Source organism: Pseudomonas sp. TMW22089 (genome assembly GCF_022496645.1).
GTDB classification, from domain to species: Bacteria; Pseudomonadota; Gammaproteobacteria; order Pseudomonadales; family Pseudomonadaceae; genus Aquipseudomonas; species Aquipseudomonas paraversuta.
In genome coordinates this window covers 134,643-154,990 of the sequence record NZ_SCFG01000011.1, presented here as the reverse complement: position 1 = coordinate 154,990, position 20,348 = coordinate 134,643, and the positions used below count along the sequence as shown (strand labels likewise).

The following is a 20,348-nucleotide window of genomic DNA, read 5'->3' as shown; positions in this document are numbered from 1 at the left end:
CCTTTGTAACATCAACCACTTGCGCTTTCGATCTCTCGTTAGCGGGAGGCGAATTCTACAGCGTTACACGCTGCTGTCAACACCTCATTTCCTGCTTCGATGACTTGAAGCTGACACTGCCGAAGAATCATCCAACTCATTGAAACTCAAGGAGTTTTCCGTTTCGACTGCGCCGGAAGTGGGCGAATTATAGGCCGTTGGAATTCTGAGTCAAGCATTCGTTGCGACTATTAAACAAAGCACCTTAATAGACAATGAAAAGCCCTGATTTGCGCACTATATTGCACATCGAGCCTTATTTAAGCATGATGCGCTGCTTCTGACACCTATAGCCCGGGCCCACCACGTAATGACCAAGCTCACCCAAAGCCTTGCATCGACACTATTCCCCGTCGGCTTGCTGCTTATTGCCATGGCCTCGATACAATCGGGTGCTTCGCTGGCTAAAAGCATGTTCCCCATAATAGGTGCCCAAGGCACTACAACCCTGCGATTGCTGTTCGCCAGCATTATCATGCTGTTGATCCTGCGACCCTGGAGAGCCAAGCTCACCGCCAGATCCTTAAAAACCGTGATCGTTTACGGGATAGCGCTGGGGGGCATGAACTTCCTCTTCTATATGTCACTGCGTACGGTTCCACTGGGGATTGCTGTGGCGCTCGAGTTCACAGGACCACTGGCTGTCGCTATTTATTCCTCGCGCAGGCCCATCGACTTTGCCTGGATTGGTCTGGCGATCATCGGCCTTCTACTGCTTATCCCCACCGGCGAAAGCACTCAGGGCCTCGACCCTGTCGGCACCGGCTATGCACTGGGCGCCGGAGTCTGCTGGGCGCTGTACATTCTATACGGGCAAAAGGCCGGCGCTGACAACGGCGTGCAAACCGCAGCTTTAGGCGTAATGATCGCGGCGCTGTTCATTGCACCCATCGGGATTGTCCATGCCGGTGCCGCCTTGCTGACCCCAAGCTTGATCCCCATCGCCATTGGCGTCGCAATATTGTCCACCGCCCTCCCCTACACTCTTGAGATGATTGCTTTGACACGCATGCCCACGCGTACATTTGGCACTCTCATGAGTATTGAACCCGCCTTCGGTGCACTGTCAGGTCTGTTGTTTCTGAATGAGGTCCTGTCCTTTAGCCAATGGATGGCAATCTCTTGCATTATCATGGCTTCGGTCGGAGCCACCTTGACGATGCGCAACCACTCGAAACCGGTATTGACTGACAATTAGTCGTCTATTTGACAGAAGTCTGGTAATTGACTCTCATTTAAGGGATGTTTGTTCGTTATGAATGTTGCTTGGCGCGGATAAGGACTTCCTCAAACGCCAACGATAGAGGATTGATCCACACCCGCACTCCGTGAACCCGACGCAAACGCTTAAGGACAGGAATGAAACGAATTTTGGCCGTTTTAGCCGTGCTTGCTGTTGCCGGCTGCGCCGCAACCTCCCAGCCAGCTGTAAAGCATGGCAAACGAGGCCTGCATATCAACTGCTCCGGCTTATCCTCTTCGTGGGACAAGTGCTACGCCCAAGCCGTCAAATCTTGCGGGGACAAGGGCTACAGAGTGATTGCCAAATCTGGAGATACCGCACAGGAGCCAGGGGATTATCCTTTCGGCTTGAATCCTGCCGGATACACCAGCCGAAGCATGATTGTGCTCTGCAAGTGACAGCCTTGAACATTCTGAAGCGCAGCTGAGCAAGCTGGCCGCGCTTCAGAACTGCCTCAGGCAACTTTCGAAAGAGGCACCGTTCGCGCCAGCAGCCACTCCAGCGCAGCCCCTTCAAGCAGCGGGCTCAAGCGTTCACGCACCTGTGCATGATAAGCATCGAACCACTCCAGCTCTTCACGGGTGAGCAGGCCGGGTTCCAGGCAACGGCTATCGATCGGGCACAGGGTCAATGTTTCAAACTTGAGAAACGAACCGAACTCCGAGGCGCCCGCCTCGCGATTCAATACCAGGTTTTCAATGCGCACACCCCAGCGCCCCGGACGATATGTCCCGGGTTCAATGGAGGTAATCATTCCCGGCTGCATTGCTGTATGGGGTGCCGGCACCGCCTGATAGGCAATGACCTGAGGCCCCTCATGCACATTCATGAAGTAGCCCACGCCATGCCCGGTTCCGTGCCCGTAATCCACGCTTTCAGCCCAAATCGGAGCTCTGGCAATCGAGTCCAGCAAGGGCGACAAGATACCTTTTGGAAACTGGGCCCTGGACAAGGCAATCACGCCTTTAAGGACACGGGTGCAATCGCGCTTTTGCTCCGCGCTCAAGGTGCCAATCGGTACCATCCGGGTGATGTCAGTGGTTCCGCCCAGGTATTGACCGCCAGAGTCTATTAACAGTAGGCCATCCCCTTCAATCACGGCATGTTCTTGCTCAGTCGCGTGATAGTGCGGCATTGCGCCATTGGCATTAAAGGCAGCGATAGTGTTGAAGCTCAGCGACACGTACCCCGGGCGACGCGCACGGGCAGCGGTCAACTGCTCATCAATGGTCAATTCGGTGATGCGCTCACGCCCCAGAGCAGTTTCCAGCCAGGCAAAAAACTCACAAAGAGCAGCACCATCCTGCTCCATGGCCTGACGGATATGAAACGCGTCATCCAGACTCTTCTGCGACTTGGCCAGGGTAGTCGGGTTCAGCCCTTCCACCAGCGTCACGTCAGGGTGCAGATGGCTGAGCAAGCCGCAGGTCACACGCGCCGGATCCACCAGTAACCGGGTCGATACTGACAATGCTGCCAGCGCGTCATTGATTTCAACGTACTCGCGCAACTCAATACCATCACGCCCAAGTGTCTCTTGCAGGGCGGGACTGACCTTGTTCAGGTCCACAAACAAGGTGGCTTGCGCCGAGTCGATCAATGCAAACGAAACAAATACCGGGTTGAAAGAAACATCCGAGCCACGCAGGTTAAATAACCATGCAATGTCATCGAGGGTTGCTATGAAATGCGCATCGGCCTTGCGCTGCACCAGTGAGTTACGCAACTGTGCCAGTTTGTCCACGCGACTGACTGTTGCTTGTGGCGGTAGATGCTCATACACCGCCTGGACCGGCAGCGCAGGACGATCCTCCCAGACCAGCCCCAGCAGATCGATATCTGTGCGTAAAACGGCACCGCGCTCTTTGAGTTTGCTTTCCAGTATTCGTGCAGAGGCCAGTGCCAGCACCGCCCCATCAACCGCTACCACAGCACCTTCAGGTGCCTGTTCGGCCAGCCACTCCAGTGGCCCCGGTTGACCTGGCATCAGCTTGACCAGTTCGATGGTACTACCGGCAAGCTCTTTGGCCGCCTGTTCCCAGTAACGGCTGTCAGCCCAAAGACCGGCAAAGGTCGGGGTCACAATCAAAGTGCCGACTGAACCGTGAAAACCCGACAACCATTGCCGGCCCTGCCAATAGGCGGGCAAGTATTCTGAAAGATGGGGGTCGGCCGAGGGTACCAACAGTGCCTGTATTCCGTTCTGGCTCATCAAGGCTCTGGCGCGCGCCAAACGCTGCACTACCAATCCCGGATTCAACGACTGAGTACTCATTCCGCCTCCTGCTAGTCACTACTAATATTATTCCCTCCGGATAATGAATCAGCGGCTAAGACTGGGCAACCGCCCAGAAAGGTGCAGGCGCGGTAACGGCTGCTTTAATCGCATTTACTGCGACATCAATATCCTGCTCGCGGGTAAAGCGCCCGAGACTCAATCGAATGGTTCGACCGGCTTTTTCAGCATCATGGCCCAACGCGAGCAACACATGGGACGGGGTTTTACTGGCCGAGTTACATGCCGAAGTAGCCGAATACGCCAGCACAGCGCTCAATGCCGAACTGTTGAAATGCCCTTCGCTGAAGGTCAGGCTCAAGGTATGGGGAATTCGTTGCGTTGGACAGCCATTGCATTGCACCCCCGGCACATCGGCCAACTGCTCCAGCAACCGCTGACGCAGAGCGCCGATATGCGCCAGCTCCTGGGCAAATGATTCGCTGGCCAGGGCAAAAGCAGCCCCCATGCCGGCTATCTGGTGAGTGGCCAGGGTTCCGGAGCGCAGCCCCGACTCATGACCGCCACCATGGATCTGGGCCTGCAAACGATCCTGTGCCCGTGGCCCCACATACAGGGCGCCAATCCCCTTGGGCCCGTAAACCTTGTGCCCCGAAAACGACATCAGATCCACGGCCCAGGCCTCCAGGTCGATGGCTACCTTGCCAGCGCCCTGGGCGGCATCAACATGAAACAACGCACCGTGTTCGCGAACCCGTAAACCAATACCCGGGATGTCATTCACTGTCCCGAGCTCATTGTTCACCAGCATCAGCGACACCAGCAGAGTGTCCTCTCGCAACGCATCGCTGACTTGCTGCGCGCTCACAAGCCCATGGCTGTCGGGCGCCAGATACGTCACATCAAATCCTGACTCTTCGAGGAACCGGGCCGTGTCCAGCACCGCCTTGTGTTCAATCTGACTGGTGATGATGTGCCCGCGCGCCTTGCCGCTGGCCAGTGCCACACCCTTCAACGCAAGGTTATTGGACTCGGTAGCACCCGAGGTCCAGATAATGTGCTCGGCCCTGGTATTGATCAGCTGTGCAACCTGTTCGCGAGCCAGCTCCACCGAGCCTCGGGCCTGCTGACCGAAAACATGTGAGCCCGAGGCCGGGTTGCCAAAGTTTCCTTCAAAGCCAAGACAATCGACCATCACCTGAATGACACGAGCGTCCACGGGTGTGGTGGCAGCGTAATCGAAATAAAGAGGTCTTTTGTTCATTGTGCAAACCTACTGAGCGTTCCGGAATCAGGCAGTGCTTGATATCAGAAGAGTGAAGCCACCTTGAAAACGTGGCCATTAGAAATACCCGATTAACCTGGGTGACAAAAGAAGCCGCTTCAACAAATGTCGTAGGAGCCTTCCAAAATTCACGAGATCAAAAAACCATAGCCCTATAAAGCGCTAAAAGTACCTGTCTGCGCAAGTCTGATATGCCATAAGGATATATAAATATGGAATTACGTTAGTTTACGGAATAACAAAAGCTCTTTATAAAGCAGCCTTCGGCTTTCCTTTTGTGGGTATAGCCCTCCCCCGATAAAAGGAGCTGTACATGCAGCTTTTGACACTGCCTGCCACTCCGGCACTCGCGACCTCCATACGGGCCACAGCCCAGGTTTTTGCAGACCCTGCCTCCAAGGCGTTGCTCGCGCATCTGCAACAAATAGCGCCCAGTGATGCCAGTGTGTTGATCATCGGAGAAACCGGCACCGGCAAAGAGATTGTCGCCCGCCATATTCACCAGCTCAGCCACCGCCATCAACAACCGTTTGTGGCGGTAAACTGCGGAGCCTTCTCCGAATCACTGGTCGAAGCCGAGCTGTTCGGCCATGAGAAAGGGGCATTCACCGGTGCACTCGGGGCTAAGGCCGGCTGGTTTGAAGAGGCTGACGGCGGCACGTTGTTTCTGGACGAAATCGGCGATTTACCATTGCCCATTCAAGTGAAACTGTTACGTGTGCTGCAAGAGCAAGAGGTGGTGCGGCTTGGGTCGCGCAAAAGCACGCCGATCAATGTTCGCGTGCTGGCGGCAACCAATGTGAATCTGGAGCAGGCTATCGATGCCGGTCACTTTCGCGAAGATCTGTATTACCGGCTGAACGTGGTCAGCCTTGTTCTGCAGCCCTTGCGCGAGCGCCAGGGCGACATCCTGCCGCTGGCAAGGCATTTCCTTCAAACCTACCGGCAACGACTGCAACACGGCCCTACAGCATTAAGTACATGCGCTGAACAGGTGCTTATGGATCACCCCTGGCAGGGCAATATTCGCGAGCTTGAAAACGTCGTGCACCACAGCTTGCTCCTGTGCAGCAATCAGACCATCACCGCCCGGGACTTGCGCCTGTCGCAGTCACGCAGCAAACGCCTGGAGCCTGCTGCGCCACAACCATCCACCACCACTGACCACTTGTTACAGCGTGCATTTCAAAAGCTGTTCGAAGAAGAACCTGGCGCCCTGCACGAAACCGTAGAGGACAGCCTGTTGCGCGCGGCTTACGAGTTCTGCCATCACAACCAGGTACATACTGCCAAACTGCTGGGCTTGAGCCGCAATGTCACCCGTACTCGTCTGATCAAACTCGGGGCTCTGGCCGTAAACACACGAAGGCTTGATGCACAAACGGCGTTGTGAGTGGACACCTCGGCAGCAACCCGGCATTGCTGCCGGGCTTTCCCTCAAGCCGGGGTTAACTCCTCAAGCCGGCGCGCTTCCAGCTCTCTTACCAGAGGCAGCACCCGACGTCCGAAATACTCCACCTCTTCCTGAAAATGCAGAAACCCCGCCAGCACCAGATCCACGCACAAGGCCTTGAGCGCCACGATCCGCTGTGCGATCTGCAGCGGCGTGCCAATCAAATTGGTTTTAAAACCATCGTTGTACTGCACCAGATCCTCAAAGGTTGACTTGGCCCAGTTACCTTCTCCCTCAACTGAAGACTTGCCCGCCTGTTTCGCTGCGTCACCAAAGGCATGGACCGCCTCAACGTCGGCATTTTCGATGATTTCCTGCAACACCGCCCGCGCCTCTTGCTCCGTGTCACGGGCAATGACAAAAGCATTCACCCCGACCTTCACCGAGCGCTGGTTGGCAGCCGCCTTGACACGAATGTCGTCGATCTGTGCCTTGATCCCTTCCGGGGTGTTGCCATTGGTGAAGTACCAGTCCGATACGCTGGCTGCCATATCCCGCGCAGCACGCGAACTGCCACCCTGAAATATTTCCGGATGCGGCAAACCCAGCGGCTTGGGCTTGAGGGTGTAATTGTTGACCCGGTAGAAATCCCCTTTGAAGGTGAAGTTATCCTGGGTCCAGATCCCCTTGAGGACACGAATGAACTCCTCCGAGCGGCGGTAGCGCTCGTCATGCTCCAGCCAGTGCTCACCGATGGCATTGAATTCACCCTTGAACCAGCCACTGACAATATTGACCGCAATCCGGCCCTCCGTCAGCTGATCAATGGTGGCCAGTTGCTTGGCTGCCAGCGCAGGCTTCCAGGGCCCCGGCAGGATCGCAGCGATGACTTTCAAGTGGGTGGTAGCAGCCAATAGCGCGTGGCTGAACGCTACCGACTCGTGCTGAAATTCTGCGCCGTAACCCGCAGTGAAACGGATCTGGGTCAGGGCATATTCAAAACCTGCCGCCTCCGCCAGGCGCGCCAGCTTGCGGTTGTAATCGATCCCCCAATCGGTACGTTGCTCAATCTTGCTGACCACCAGACCACCGCTGACGTTAGGCACCCAGTAGGCAAATTTTATGGCTTGCTGACTCATTGGCATGATCTCGGCGTTAGGAAATGTCCCAACCACAGAGCAGCATCTATGCCAACAGGTCTAAACCGCTCTTACCGCCACAGGAAACCGGCGCGAGCTGTCTGTCTGGCGCTTATTTGTTGAATGACTGTTGGCCCGACAACACTTTTCGAGCGCAAAAGGTCTATCGCCGCTGTCGACCGTTATCGGTAAGATGACGCCCTTCCCGCGCTTGTGCGCCGTACGCCCCGCCGAATTAAGTCGATCCCATGCCTTTTGAACTCAGCGTAGATTTGACCACCCTCGCCATTCTGGCCGCAGTGGCCTTTGTGGCCGGCTTTATCGATGCCATTGCCGGTGGCGGTGGCCTGCTCACCACCCCGGCCTTGCTCACTGCCGGCTTGCCCCCGCACCTGGTGCTGGGCACTAACAAACTCAGTTCGACGTTCGGCTCGGCCACTGCCAGCTTTACGTTCTATCGACGCAAACTATTCCATCCCAGAGAGTGGAAGCTGGCTATTTTCGGGACTTTGGCAGGCGCACTGATCGGTGCCATCGTGGCCCATTACATGCCCGCCGAGTGGCTGAACAAGATGCTGCCGGTGATTGTTTTTGGCTGTGGCCTGTATCTGTTGTTCGGTGGCACACCCAAAACCCCGATCGACAACGATGCACCGATCAAAAAGAAATGGCAGCTGCCACAAGGCCTGGGTCTGGGCTTCTATGACGGCGTAGCCGGCCCCGGAACAGGCGCCTTCTGGACCGTCAGCAGCATGCTGATGTATCCCATCGACCTGGTGAAGGCCAGCGGCGTGGCCCGCAGCATGAACTTCGTCAGCAACATTGCGGCGCTGTCGGTATTTGTTTTTTCGGGGCATGTGGACTGGGTGATCGGCCTGACCATGGGCTTTGCCGTAATGGTCGGTGCTTTCTTTGGCGCCCGCAGCGCGATCAGCGGCGGGGCCAAATTCATTCGCCCGGTGTTTATCACCGTGGTCCTGGGACTGACCGTACGCCTAGCCTGGCAACACTGGTTCGGCCAGGCCTAAGCGCCGCGCCACATACAGGTCGATGAGATAGCGCGCAATCGAGCGCGATGCTGGCAGCGGCGGCAAATGATGCACATTGAACCACTGTGCATCTTCTATCTCGTCCGCCTGGGGCACGATATCACCCCCTGCATATTCCGCATGAAAACCCAGCATCATCGAATGCGGAAATGGCCAGCACTGACTGCCCATGTACTGGATATTCGTAACCTCCAGCTGCACTTCTTCATGCACCTCGCGAATCAGGCAATCTTCCGCCGACTCCCCCGGCTCGGCGAATCCCGCAAGCGTGCTATATACCCCCGGCACAAAGCGCGGCGAACGCGCCAGCAGCACCTCATCGCCCCGGGTAATCAATACAATCATGCTCGGCGAAATACGCGGATAACTGCGCAGGTTACAGGGCGCGCAGTACATCGCACGCTCCCCGGGTACCTGCGTCATGGCCCGCCCGCAACTGCCACAGAAACGATGCTCTGTGGCCCAGGTGCCTATTTGCGCGGCGTAGCCCAGGACCTTGTAAAGGGTGTGATCGCCCTCCAGCATAAAAGCCCGCAAGCCCTGCCAGCGGCAGCCTTCAACCTGCGCCGGACGCTCCAGCTCCAGCAGATATACCGGCTCGCCGTCCAGATGCCCGATACCATGCTCGGCCAGCAGCGGCAGGTCCTGACGCTTGAGCCATTCACGGGGGAACAGCGGGCCATTATCGTCAAGCAGAAATCCGTCGGGGCCGCGCACCACAGCCAGGCCGCCAGGTAGGTCTGCATCCAGTACTGCCGTGGTCCAACGCGGTGTCATGAAACGATCCTTGGTCAGGTTAAAAAGTGTCAGTCGAGAAATTCAGGCTTTTGCTTGGTCATATGTGCGGTCATCGCCAACCGCAAGTCGCTTGACTGGAGCATGGCCGCGTTCCATGTCGCGACATACTCCAGACCGTCATCTACGCGGTGATCACGCATATAACCGATCATCTGCTTGGTCCCGCCAATGGCAATCGGCGACTTGCCGGAGATCTCTTGCGCGATCGCCATAACGCCTTCGAGCAACGCCTGATGATCACTGTAGACCCGATTGACCAGGCCGATCGTACGCGCCTCGTCAGCGAGCACCATGCGCCCGGTGTAGGCCATTTCACGCAGCATGCCATCGCCGATGATGCGGGGCAGACGTTGCAGTGTGCCGACATCGGCAGCCATGCCCATGTCGATTTCCTTGATCGAGAACTGCGCATCTGCTGCTGCATAGCGCATGTCGCAGGCGGCGATCAGGTCAATGGCACCCCCCAGGCAATAACCCTGAATGGCTGCCAGAACTGGCTTGCGGCACCCATCGACTGCATTGAACGAGGCCTGCATCTGCAGAATTTTACGCCGCAGTAAACGCGCGTTACGCCCTACATCCTTGCCCAGTTCATTGGCCACAGAGGCCAGCAACATCAGATCAATACCGGCCGAAAAGTGCTTGCCCGCCCCACTGAGTACCACTACGCGGACGGCATCGGTTTCATCGATCCATTGAAAGATTTCGACGATTTCGCTCCAGAACGCCGCATTCATCGCATTGACCTTCTCAGGTCGATTGATCTGCACGTGGGCGATGCTGCCCTGTAACTCAACCTTGAAAGCCTGGTAGTCGGACATAAGCTCAATCCTTTGTGGGGCGCAGTGCCGGTCAATAAGTCGCGGACTATAACAAGCACTGCGGGCCTCAGGCAGGCCGTTATTACGCCAAAAACCGGGCTACAGAATAAAACGCTCGATCGCCTGGGCGACACCGTCTTCAAGGTTGCTGCCCGTCACGTACATCGCCTGCTTGCGTATTTCTTCCGGGGCCTGGCCCATGGCAATCGAAATCCCTGCCCGATGAAACATCGCCGGATCATTGCCGCCATCGCCGATGGCCGCCGTGCGCACCAGCGGCACATCCAGAAACTCGGCCAGAGCCACCAGCGCATCGCCTTTGTTGGCCTTGAGTGCGGTGATATCCAGATAACGGGCCTGTGAGCGACTGGCGACCGCGAGCCCGCTCAACACCGGTTGCAAACGCTGTTCAAGGTCCAGCAATAACGGCGCATCGCTGCAGGTGGCTACGATCTTGTGCACCTTGTGCAGATAAGGCTCATAGCTTTCAACCACCTTTGGCGCATACCCGAGGCCGTGCTGCTCGTGAGCGACCATTTCGCCGGACGGATCACGTACCAGCCAGTCTTCATCGACAAACAGCCAGACCTCAACCGGGTGTTCCGCCAACAGGGCCAGGGTCTTTAGCACCCCTTCATAGTGCACATGATGGGACTGCAGGTATTCGCCCTGGGCGTTGACCAGCAACCCGCCATTGAACCCGGCGACCGGCAATTCAATGCCCAGTTGCTGGCTGATCTCGCGCATGGCTCTGGGCGGTCTGCCGGAGGCCAGCGTGAAATGAACACCCGCCGCCTGCAGCTTTTTCACTGCAGCCAGGTTGCGAGGACTGAGGCTGTGGTCAGGCGACAGCAGGGTGCCATCCATGTCACTCAGCACCAGCTCAATGGACTCTTGCTTCACGTCACTCATCCTATGTTCAGCCAAGCGCGACCATCGCGTGCCAGCAGTTGTTTTGCTGCTTCGGGACCATCCTGTCCAGCCGGATAGGACTGCACGTCCGTGTGTTCACGCCATGCATCGAGAAATGGCTGCACACCGCGCCAGCCGTTTTCAATATTGTCAGCGCGCTGAAACAAGGTCTGATCGCCCGTCAGGCAGTCGTAGATCAATGTTTCGTAGCCGGTGGAAGGCTGCATTTCGAAGAAGTCTTTGTACGCAAATCCAAGGGCGATATTAGCCATTTTCAGCCCCGGCCCCGGTCGCTTGGCCTGAAGGTCAAACCACATGCCTTCGTTGGGCTGAATCTGGATCCGCAAATAGTTTGGCTGCAGCCGGTCTACTTCGGTGTCACGGAACTGCGCATAAGGCGCGGGCTTGAAGCAAATTGCGATTTCAGTATCACGGGCACTCATGCGCTTGCCGGTACGCAGATAAAATGGCACCCCGACCCAGCGCCAGTTATCGATCATGACCTTGAGCGCAACAAAGGTTTCAGTGTTGCTGTCAGGGGCCACGTTGTTCTCTTCGCGATACCCCACGACCGGTTTGCCACCGGACTCACCCTGGGTGTATTGCCCGCGCACCGAGTTTTTCAGCGCTTCTTCCTTCGACCAGGGGCGGATTGCTCCAATCACCTTGGCCTTTTCACCCCGCACCGCATCGGCGCCAAAAGCTGCGGGGGGCTCCATTGCCACCATCGCCAGCAGTTGAAACAAATGATTGGGCAGCATGTCGCGCAGTGCGCCGGTGTGCTCGTAAAAACTGCCACGTGTCTCGACCCCGACGGTTTCTGCCGCGGTGATCTGTACATGGTCGATGTAATGATTGTTCCAGAAGGATTCGAAAAGCCCGTTGGAGAATCGGCTGACCAGAATGTTCTGGACTGTTTCCTTGCCCAGGTAATGGTCAATCCGGTAGATCTGCTTCTCGCTCATGACGGTCAGCAGACAGGCATTCAATGCCTGCGCCGTTTCAACGTCTGAGCCAAAAGGTTTTTCAATAACTACCCGGCGAAAAGCTTCCGGGGTTTCTTTTAGCAACCCGCCAGCACCCAACCGCTGCACCACTTCGCTGAAAAAGCGGGGGGCAGTGGCCAGGTAGAACACCGCGTTGCCGGTGCCACTGGCGATGATCTTCTGTTCCAGCGCGGCATAGGTGCTGTCATCCAGAAAATCGCCCTGCACGTAACTGATGTTCTTCGCCAGCGAAGCCCACAATTGGGCATTCAAGCCCTGGCCCTCAGGATGATCCACTTTGCTGGCGGCTTCATTGCGAATGAAGTCCTCCAGCTTTTTGGCAAAGCCCTCATCACTGATTGCATTGTGGTCGACGCCCACAATATGCAAACCATCGTCCAGCAAACCATCGCGACTCAAGTTGTACAGCGCCGGCATCAGCAAGCGCTTGACCAGATCACCGTGAGCCCCAAACAGGAACAGCGTGGTAGGCGGTGCCGGTTTGGTGTTGGATTTGCTGGACTGATCGGTCATTTCTTAGGTGTCTCCACATGGCCGCCGAAACCAAAGCGCATGGCCGACAACAATTTGTCGCCATACAGGCTTTGCTGGCGTGAGCTATAGCGGGCAAACAAGGCGTTCGACAATACCGGTACCGGGGTCGACTGCTCCATGGCCGCTTCGATGGTCCAGCGGCCTTCACCGCTGTCCGCCACGGCGCCCGAGTAGCCGTCAAGCGGCGCGTCGGTGGCCAGGGCATCGGCGGTCAGATCCAGCAACCAGGACGACACGACACTGCCACGACGCCACACTTCGGCGATATCACCCAGGTTCAGGTCAAAACGCTGATCTTCCGGCAGATTCTCACCGCCCTTCATCTTCATCAGGTTGAAGCCTTCGGCGTATGCCTGCATCAGGCCGTACTCAATACCGTTGTGCACCATCTTGACGAAGTGCCCGGCACCCGCAGGGCCTGCATGGATATAACCACGCTCTGCGCGATCATCTTCAGAAACACGGTCTTTGGTGCGCGCAATATCGCCCATACCCGGGGCAAGTGCGGCGAACAGCGGATCCAGATGTTTAACGACTTCAGTGTCGCCGCCAATCATCATGCAGTAACCGCGCTCCAGGCCCCAGACGCCGCCCGAAGTTCCGACGTCAACGTACTGCAGGCCTTTTTCGGCCAGCGCCCGGGAACGACGGATGTCATCTTTATAAAAGGTGTTGCCGCCGTCGATGATGATGTCACCGGCGTCGAGCAGTTGGCTCAGGGTCTCGATGGTGTCTTCGGTCGGCGCACCGGACGGCAGCATCACCCAGACAGCACGGGGCTTGGCAAGGCCAGCTACCAGCGCCGGCAAGTCGGTGACGCCTGTGGCGCCTTCCTGCTCGAGGGCACTGACAAAGTCGGTATTGCGGTCAAAAACCACGGTTGTATGCCCATTGAGCATCAGACGCCGCGCGATATTCCCGCCCATACGGCCCAATCCAATAATTCCCAACTGCATGTACTGTTGCTCCCAACGACAAATAAATAGGTGTACAGCACCTTAGTGCAGCATTGCTTAAGGTGCCCGGCTGAGGATTAGTCCTAGCGCATGCTGCATAGTTTCGCACAAGCAGCCACCCAGATTCGCGATTCAATACACTCAGAAGACGAACGAGCACGCCAAGACCGCAAAAAAATTAAAAGTTCACATCATTCAAGAAAGAAATCACAATCGCTCCCGACAGTGATCCAGTCCTGCAACGGGCAATTTGGATACTCGATTTAAAGTTGCCAGAGGCGAAGCGAACCATGACCACCGTATTGTCCGCACAACCTGCCCAGACCCTCTATGTCACAGTTCGCCGTGACGAGCTGCGTCAACTCAAGGACGAGTGCGTGCAGTTGCGCCAGGAGCTCGCACAATTGCGCCAGCAATTACAAATCGCCCAGGCCGGCCAGCTTTTTAATGGCGGCGCCGAGCACACCCGCCACAGCGACTGATCACGCCGATACAAGCGGCGAGCCAAAGCCTGCCGTCATCTGTGACAAAGTTTTCACATCCCGTTAGCAATACTGAAACACTTTGTGGCTGCTCAATATTGAGGCGGCCCTCACTTGTTGTGCCGGGCTAAACGGCATCTACGATTCAAGTTGTTATCAGCTGGAGCGCTGTATGGGGATGTTCAAACGCAGTAACACATCTGCGAAAGGTTTCGACTGGGCCGGACTCGGCTGGCTATTTCTGTTCTTCTGGTACTTCTCCGGCATTACCCAACTGCTGATCCAACTGACGGGTACCTCCGGGTTTTCGGGCTTTCGTCAGGCCTTCATAATGAGTTCCATCTGGCTCGCGCCGATGCTCATGTTTCCCAAGCACACCCGTGTAATGGCAGCCGTCATTGGCGTCTTGCTGTGGGCGTGCTCCATGGCCAGCCTCGGCTACTTCTTCATCTATCAGCAAGAATTCTCGCAAAGCGTCATCTTCATCATGTTCGAGTCGAACATCTCTGAAGCCGGCGAATACATGACCCAGTACTTCGCCTGGTGGATGGTACTGGCATTCCTTGCCCATACCGCCTTCGCCGTATTCCTCTGGACCCGCTTGCGCCCGGTATACATGCCCCGCGTACAAGCCTGGACAGTAGCAATCGCTTTGCTTCTGGCAGTTGTCGGTTACCCGATCATCAAGCAAACAATCAAGCACGACACCCTGGCCGCTGCCATGGAAAGCTTTGAAAGCCGGGTAGAGCCCGCAGTGCCATGGCAGATGGCGGTGGCGTATCGCCGTTACCTGGAACAACTGGACAACATGCAGGGCATGCTCGCCAGTGCCAGCAAAATTCCGCCCCTGACCAACCTCAAGGACAATGAAGCCGGCAAGCCCACCACGCTGGTGCTGGTCATTGGCGAGTCCACCAACCGCCAGCGCATGAGCCTCTATGGCTACCCGCGCGAGACCACGCCCAACCTCGACAAATTGCGCGACCAGCTGGCGATTTTCGACAACGTCGTGACGCCGCGTCCTTACACCATCGAAGCACTGCAGCAAGTCCTGACCTTTGCTGACGAAGAAAACCCTGACCTGTACCTCAGCACCCCATCGCTGGTCAGCGTGATGAAGCAAGCCGGATACAAAACCTTCTGGGTGACCAACCAGCAGACCATGACCAAGCGCAACACCATGCTCACCACGTTCTCCGAGCAGGCAGACCAGCAGGTCTATCTCAATAACAACAGGAACCAGAACGCGCGCCAGTATGACGGTGACGTGCTCGAACCCTTCAACAAGATCCTGGCCGACAGTGCACCACGCAAGCTGATCGTGATTCATCTGCTCGGCACGCACATGAGCTATCAGTACCGTTATCCGCCGACCTTCGACAAGTTCACCGATCGCACCGGCGTCCCTGCCGGCCTGACCGATGATCAGGTGCCGACTTACAACAGCTACGACAATGCCGTTTTGTATAACGACTTTGTGGTGTCGAGCCTGATCAAGGATTTTGCCAAGACCGACCCCAACGGCTTCCTGCTGTATCTGTCCGATCACGGTGAAGACGTGTTCGATTCGGTTGGCCACAGCACGCTGGGCCGCAACGAAGCCAGACCCACAGCGCCGATGTACACCATTCCGTTCATGGCCTGGGCTTCGCCAAAATGGCGTGAGAGCCATGCATGGAACTTCGCCAGCGACCTTGGCCGTCCTTACAGCAGTTCACAGTTCATCCATACCTGGGCAGACCTGGCCGGTTTGAGCGCTGACGAACTGGACGACAAGAAGAGCCTGGTGAGCGATCAATTTGTCGCCCGACCTCAATTGATCGGAGATCCGTACTCGCGCCCGCAAAAAGCCTTGATCGACTTCAGTCTGATCAAACCCAAGGCCCCTGCCGCGAGCGATGTGGCCAAACAGTAAAAACGCAACGGGGAGCCAATGGCTCCCCGTTCAGTTTCAGTTGATCCCCGCCCTGCCAAACAGCGCCGTGCCTCTACAGATATTTGTTCCAGAACAGCATCTGACCGTGGGCCGGGTTGAGCTGGCCCTCGCTAAATCCGAACTTCCTGTAGGAACCTTGAGCGACCGGGTTGCCCTCAAGCACCTCGAGAGTGATCTTGCAGCAATCACGTTCACGGGCAATCTCCTCGACCTTGAGCAGCATCTGCTGACTCAGGCCCAGACCGCGGAATGTATCGACCACCGACACGTCGTGCACGTTGACCAGAGGCTTGCCGGCAAAGGTCGAGAAGCCTTCAAAACAGTTGACCAGCCCCGCCGCCTCGCCATTGACAAACGCCAGCACGCTGAACGCATGGGGACGCTTGGCCAGCTCTGCAGGCAACTGCTCCAGCACCTGGGGCGACAACGCCTCACCGCCGCCCATAGGGTCTTTGGCATAGTGATTCAATACGTCTCTCAAAGCCTGGGCGTGAACCGGGTTTGTATAGTTTGCTTGCACTACCACGACATCCGACATTGCTTGGATTCCTTGACGACTGGGTTCTTGGTGTCCGATTTTGATGACACCCGACCTTAGCGTGCCTGAAGCGCCACAGACAAGTGCCCGCGTCATGTGTGGCCAGAGGGATCCAGGGTTTGCATCAGCACCTCGACTTGCGGCACCAGGCAGTCGGCGTCCGGGTAAATCAGTACATGGCGAAACTGTTGATTGTCCTGGCGATACGCCTCGGCATCCACAGCCGCAACATCTGCCATCTTCTGGCTGAGCAGCAGTAAATCGAAATCATGGACCTGAGCGTCATACAGGCTCACTAACGCCTGCAGGTCATACAAGGGGGCAATTCGGAAATACCCCGCAGCATTAAGCGACTTTTCTATTTTTAAAGCCTGAGCCCAATCGGCATCGGCAATCAGTATTCGCAATGACTTGGTGGGCATGATGTCTGAACCATCGTCAAATGCATTCTGTTAGACCGGGACACGCCAGCTTTACCACTGGCACCAAAGCGCAAATGGGTGCGCTCCGGGACATTTCAAGACACCGCTTGTCACGTCATTGATTCCTCAGCCGAGCCTCGGGCCATCTCCCCCCGGAGCGCCAGGCGGCACTCCGTGTCATGTTCGAGACTGCCGGCTACGCCCTCACTGCCAGCCGAACTTGCGGATGTAGAAACCTTTCACTGCTTGGGTCAGCGCCATGTAGGCCAGCAGAATCATTGGCAAGAACACAAAGTACAGCGGCGGCAACGCCTGCAATTTGAAGTAGCCAGCCAACGGCCCCATTGGCAAGAAGATACCTACCAGCATGATCACAGCTGTCATGACCATCAGCGGCATCGCTGCACGGCTTTGCAGAAATGGAATTTTCGGCGTCCGGATCATGTGCACGATCAGCGTTTGAGTCAGCAGCCCGACCACGAACCAGCCCGACTGGAAAAGAGTCTGGTGCTCAGGTGAGTTGGCTTTGAACACGTACCACATCAAACCGAACGTGAGGATGTCGAAAATCGAGCTGATCGGTCCAAAGAACAGCATGAAACGCCCTACCTCGGCGGGTTGCCAGCGCTGGGGCTTTTTAAGCATTTCTTCATCGACGTTATCGAACGGGATAGCAATTTGTGACACGTCGTACAGCAGGTTCTGGACCAGCAGGTGCATCGGCAACATAGGCAAAAACGGGATAAACGCACTGGCGACCAACACCGAGAACACGTTGCCGAAGTTCGAGCTGGCGGTCATTTTTATGTATTTGAGCATGTTGGCGAAGGTCCGGCGCCCTTCCAGTACACCCTCCTCCAGCACCATCAGGCTTTTTTCCAGAAGAATGATGTCCGCTGCTTCCTTGGCGATATCCACCGCACTGTCCACGGAAATTCCGATGTCCGCGGTACGCAGCGCAGGTGCGTCGTTGATCCCGTCCCCCATAAAGCCAACCACATGGCCATTGGCTTTGAGCAAGCGCACGATGCGCTCTTTGTGAGTGGGGGTGAGCCTGGCAAACACGTTGCTGGTTTCGACGGCCACCGCCAGTTCAGCGTCGGTCATGCGTTCGATGTCGTTACCCATCAACAGCCCTTGCTGCTCCAGGCCCACTTCACGGCAAATCTTCGCAGTGACCAGTTCGTTATCGCCAGTCAGAACTTTTACCGCGACCCCGTGTTCGGCTAACGCCTTGAGTGCTGGCGCAGTACTCTCCTTTGGCGGGTCAAGGAAAGCGACATAACCAATCAGCGTCAGGTCCTGCTCGTCTGCCAGGCTGTAAGTGTCACGACCCGTCTCAGTCATTGACCGTGCAGCAACCGCCACCACCCGCAAACCCTCTTCGTTAAATGCCGCGGTCACCTGGCGAATACGCGCCAGCAACCCATCGCTCAGGGCTTCTTCCCGTTCGCCATGGCGCACGGTTTTGCAAACGGCCAGCACTTCTTCGACAGCGCCTTTGCAGATCAGCAGATGAGGCTGATCCTGCTCGGCCACCACAACCGACATCCGCCGCCGTGTGAAGTCGAAAGGAATTTCATCGACCTTGTTAAAGGCTGTGCCCACATTCAACTCGCGGTGCACCTCGACATGCTCCAGCACCGCCACGTCCAGCAGGTTTTTCAGTCCGGTCTGGTAGTAGCTGTTGAGATAGGCCATTTCCAGAACGTCATCCGACTCTTGCCCCCAGACATCGACGTGGCGTGCGAGAAAGATTTTGTCCTGGGTCAAGGTGCCGGTTTTATCGGTACACAGTACATCCATCGCACCAAAGTTCTGGATCGCGTCCAGCCGTTTGACGATGACTTTTTTACGTGACAGAAACACTGCGCCTTTGGCCAGGGTTGAGGTCACGATCATCGGCAGCATTTCCGGGGTCAGGCCCACTGCCACCGACAAGGCAAACAGCAAGGCTTCGGTCCAGTCACCCTTGGTAAAGCCATTGATGAACAGCACCAGCGGCGCCATTACAAACATGAAGCGGATCAGCAACCAGCTGACTTTGTTGACCCCGGTCTGAAACGACGTCGGCCCCCGATCCGTCGCGCCAACCCGCTGTGCCAGCGCGCCGAAGTAAGTGTTGTTGCCGGTGGTCAGCACCACTGCCGTGGCCGCGCCGGATACCACGTTGGTGCCCATGAACAGAATATTGTCCAGTTCCAGCGGGTTACTGGTCTGGCTGTCGGACTGCCGCGCAAACTTCTCCACCGGCATTGATTCACCGGTCATTGCCGCCTGGCTGACAAACAGGTCTTTGGCGCTAAGCACCCTGCAATCTGCCGGAATCATGTCGCCCGCGGACAACACAATCAAATCCCCCGGGACCAATTGCTTGATCGGCAACTCAATGCGTTGCGCACCTCTGATTTGCTGAGTTACGCCGGAGAACTTGCCAAACATCGGGGTGGTGTCAGCATTGAAATCACGCCGCATGACCGTGGCGGTGTTACTCACCATCGCCTTGAGTGCGTCCGCTGCTTTGTTGGACTTGGCTTCTTGCCAGAAACGCAGCAACGTCGACAACACCACCATGGTGCCAATCACCACCGCAGCCTGAATGTCATCTGTGGCCAGAGAGACCGCGGCAAGCAAAGTCAGCAACAAGTTGAACGGGTTCTTGTAGCAATGCCACAAGTGCACCCAGCGGCTGAGTGGCTGCTCGTGTTCAACCTCGTTCAGCCCATGTTGCTGGCGCAGCGCCTCGGCCTCGGCCTCGCTGAGGCCATCGGTATGGGTGCCCAGACTGTCGATCAATACCGCGCTGTCGCGGTTGGCCGCAGCCACCAGGGTTTGTGCCAGCGTCGGCGGGACTTCCCGGCTGACCGTGGTGTTGGTCAAACTATCAAGCAAGGCCAAACGTCGGAAATGCCGGCCGATATGGCGAGTGCGCAAAAATCCGGCGAAGAATTCTTTGAGGGTGAGTTTCATCGTGCTACTCCTGCGCCGTCTGCACTCACCCTTTGAGAGTGACTACGCAGACGGCCTTGATCTGGAACCGTCGTTCATGGTTTGAGTCCGGATGCTCGCGCTTAATCAAACAATCGAACACAGCCCGGCAACCTGGGCCGATGTTGGCGCCGGCGCACCGGGATAAAAAAGTTGCCCATAACGATTCCCCTGACGGTCTACGAAACCAGGCAGCAGGCACGGCAAGAGCGCGCGCGAGTACCAAAAGGCACACGCGCGCAGCATGTCGCGACCATGCCGCCAAGGGCATTGATCACACACGTTTCAGTATCGATGAGAGGGCTTCCGGGGACGGGTCGTGGATGACCCGATAAAGGTGCCGTTTCTCGCTAGTCAGCAAGACAACGGCAGGGGAATCTGCGCGCTAGCTTGCCGAGAATATGCCGGTGTTCATAACCGGCCGACTACTGTGACTCGAGCTGCTACCCACTGAAAACCTGCGCTATTAATGAAAACGCCGGCAGCTTACGCCCGGCGTTTTAGAGAGTAAACCGCAGGAAGGCTGCCGTTTTATGAATCAGATGGATCTTCAGGCAGGGTTCAGTTTCA

Annotated in this window: 17 protein-coding genes; 6 read left to right on the top strand and 11 right to left on the bottom strand. The window is 56.7% G+C overall.

The window, feature by feature from the left end; translation table 11 throughout:
• Positions 1-349 precede the first annotated feature (349 nt).
• Together rhtA and EQV90_RS13215 are read left to right on the top strand one after the other, a co-directional pair.
• Positions 350-1,237, top strand: a complete 888-nt coding sequence (gene rhtA, locus EQV90_RS13220) for a threonine/homoserine exporter RhtA (RefSeq protein WP_010655800.1) — start codon at positions 350-352, stop codon at positions 1,235-1,237.
• A gap of 161 nt (positions 1,238-1,398) precedes the next feature.
• Complete coding sequence (locus EQV90_RS13215; protein ID WP_081481296.1) at positions 1,399-1,680, top strand: hypothetical protein; 282 nt, start codon at positions 1,399-1,401, stop codon at positions 1,678-1,680.
• A 56-nt stretch (positions 1,681-1,736) separates the two neighbouring features.
• Here EQV90_RS13215 and EQV90_RS13210 read toward each other — a convergent pair whose 3' ends face one another.
• Both EQV90_RS13210 and EQV90_RS13205 read right to left on the bottom strand, forming a co-directional pair.
• Positions 1,737-3,557 carry an aminopeptidase P family protein gene (locus EQV90_RS13210; RefSeq protein ID WP_240878203.1) on the bottom strand — a complete coding sequence of 607 codons (1,821 nt, stop codon included), beginning with the start codon at positions 3,555-3,557 and terminating at the stop codon, positions 1,737-1,739.
• 55 nt (positions 3,558-3,612) lie between these two features.
• Positions 3,613-4,782, bottom strand: coding sequence for an aminotransferase class V-fold PLP-dependent enzyme (locus tag EQV90_RS13205; RefSeq protein ID WP_240878201.1), 1,170 nt, complete (start codon positions 4,780-4,782; stop codon positions 3,613-3,615).
• A gap of 328 nt (positions 4,783-5,110) precedes the next feature.
• On the opposite strand from EQV90_RS13205, the gene EQV90_RS13200 reads away from it, so the two are divergent.
• Positions 5,111-6,196 (top strand): sigma-54 dependent transcriptional regulator, encoded by a 1,086-nt coding sequence (locus tag EQV90_RS13200; protein WP_269465424.1) that lies wholly within the window; start codon positions 5,111-5,113, stop codon positions 6,194-6,196.
• A 44-nt stretch (positions 6,197-6,240) separates the two neighbouring features.
• Here EQV90_RS13200 and sfnG read toward each other — a convergent pair whose 3' ends face one another.
• Positions 6,241-7,341 (bottom strand): dimethylsulfone monooxygenase SfnG, encoded by a 1,101-nt coding sequence (gene sfnG / locus EQV90_RS13195; RefSeq protein WP_240878205.1) that lies wholly within the window; start codon positions 7,339-7,341, stop codon positions 6,241-6,243.
• Between the two features lie 242 nt (positions 7,342-7,583).
• Here sfnG and EQV90_RS13190 point away from each other — a divergent pair, with 242 nt between their 5' ends.
• Complete coding sequence (locus EQV90_RS13190) at positions 7,584-8,363, top strand: TSUP family transporter (protein ID WP_003441533.1); 780 nt, start codon at positions 7,584-7,586, stop codon at positions 8,361-8,363.
• Here EQV90_RS13190 and nudC read toward each other — a convergent pair.
• From nudC to gnd, 5 genes are all read right to left on the bottom strand, one after another.
• Positions 8,331-9,161, bottom strand: coding sequence for an NAD(+) diphosphatase (gene nudC, locus EQV90_RS13185; protein ID WP_240878200.1), 831 nt, complete (start codon positions 9,159-9,161; stop codon positions 8,331-8,333). The two genes, EQV90_RS13190 and nudC, sit on opposite strands and share 33 nt — an antisense overlap.
• Positions 9,162-9,190: 29 nt before the next feature.
• Positions 9,191-10,003, bottom strand: coding sequence for a crotonase/enoyl-CoA hydratase family protein (locus EQV90_RS13180; protein WP_003441526.1), 813 nt, complete (start codon positions 10,001-10,003; stop codon positions 9,191-9,193).
• 99 nt (positions 10,004-10,102) lie between these two features.
• Positions 10,103-10,915, bottom strand: a complete 813-nt coding sequence (locus tag EQV90_RS13175) for a Cof-type HAD-IIB family hydrolase (RefSeq protein WP_037001458.1) — start codon at positions 10,913-10,915, stop codon at positions 10,103-10,105.
• On the bottom strand, positions 10,912-12,435 hold the full coding sequence (gene zwf, locus EQV90_RS13170) for a glucose-6-phosphate dehydrogenase (protein WP_003441519.1): 1,524 nt from the start codon (positions 12,433-12,435) through the stop codon (positions 10,912-10,914). Before zwf ends, EQV90_RS13175 begins: the two co-directional genes overlap by 4 nt.
• Positions 12,432-13,412: a phosphogluconate dehydrogenase (NAD(+)-dependent, decarboxylating) gene (gnd, locus tag EQV90_RS13165; protein ID WP_003441516.1), complete on the bottom strand. Its 981-nt coding sequence runs from the start codon at positions 13,410-13,412 to the stop codon at positions 12,432-12,434. Before gnd ends, zwf begins: the two co-directional genes overlap by 4 nt.
• A gap of 290 nt (positions 13,413-13,702) precedes the next feature.
• Between gnd and EQV90_RS13160 the strand changes: the two genes are divergently transcribed.
• Together EQV90_RS13160 and EQV90_RS13155 are read left to right on the top strand one after the other, a co-directional pair.
• The gene (locus EQV90_RS13160; protein ID WP_127196548.1) at positions 13,703-13,894 is read left to right on the top strand and encodes a DUF6026 family protein; all 192 of its coding nucleotides are present in this window, start codon (positions 13,703-13,705) and stop codon (positions 13,892-13,894) included.
• Positions 13,895-14,066: 172 nt separating this feature from the next.
• A complete protein-coding gene (locus EQV90_RS13155; RefSeq protein ID WP_240878199.1) occupies positions 14,067-15,809 on the top strand; it encodes a phosphoethanolamine transferase CptA in 1,743 nt (580 codons plus the stop codon).
• Positions 15,810-15,882: 73 nt separating this feature from the next.
• Here EQV90_RS13155 and EQV90_RS13150 read toward each other — a convergent pair whose 3' ends face one another.
• The 3 genes from EQV90_RS13150 to mgtA form a co-directional block, all read right to left on the bottom strand.
• Positions 15,883-16,368, bottom strand: a complete 486-nt coding sequence (locus EQV90_RS13150) for a GNAT family N-acetyltransferase (RefSeq protein ID WP_003441508.1) — start codon at positions 16,366-16,368, stop codon at positions 15,883-15,885.
• Positions 16,369-16,460: 92 nt separating this feature from the next.
• A complete protein-coding gene (locus EQV90_RS13145; protein ID WP_240878198.1) occupies positions 16,461-16,790 on the bottom strand; it encodes a hypothetical protein in 330 nt (109 codons plus the stop codon).
• Between the two features lie 204 nt (positions 16,791-16,994).
• The gene (gene mgtA, locus EQV90_RS13140; RefSeq protein WP_240878196.1) at positions 16,995-19,760 is read right to left on the bottom strand and encodes a magnesium-translocating P-type ATPase; all 2,766 of its coding nucleotides are present in this window, start codon (positions 19,758-19,760) and stop codon (positions 16,995-16,997) included.
• Positions 19,761-20,348 lie beyond the last annotated feature (588 nt).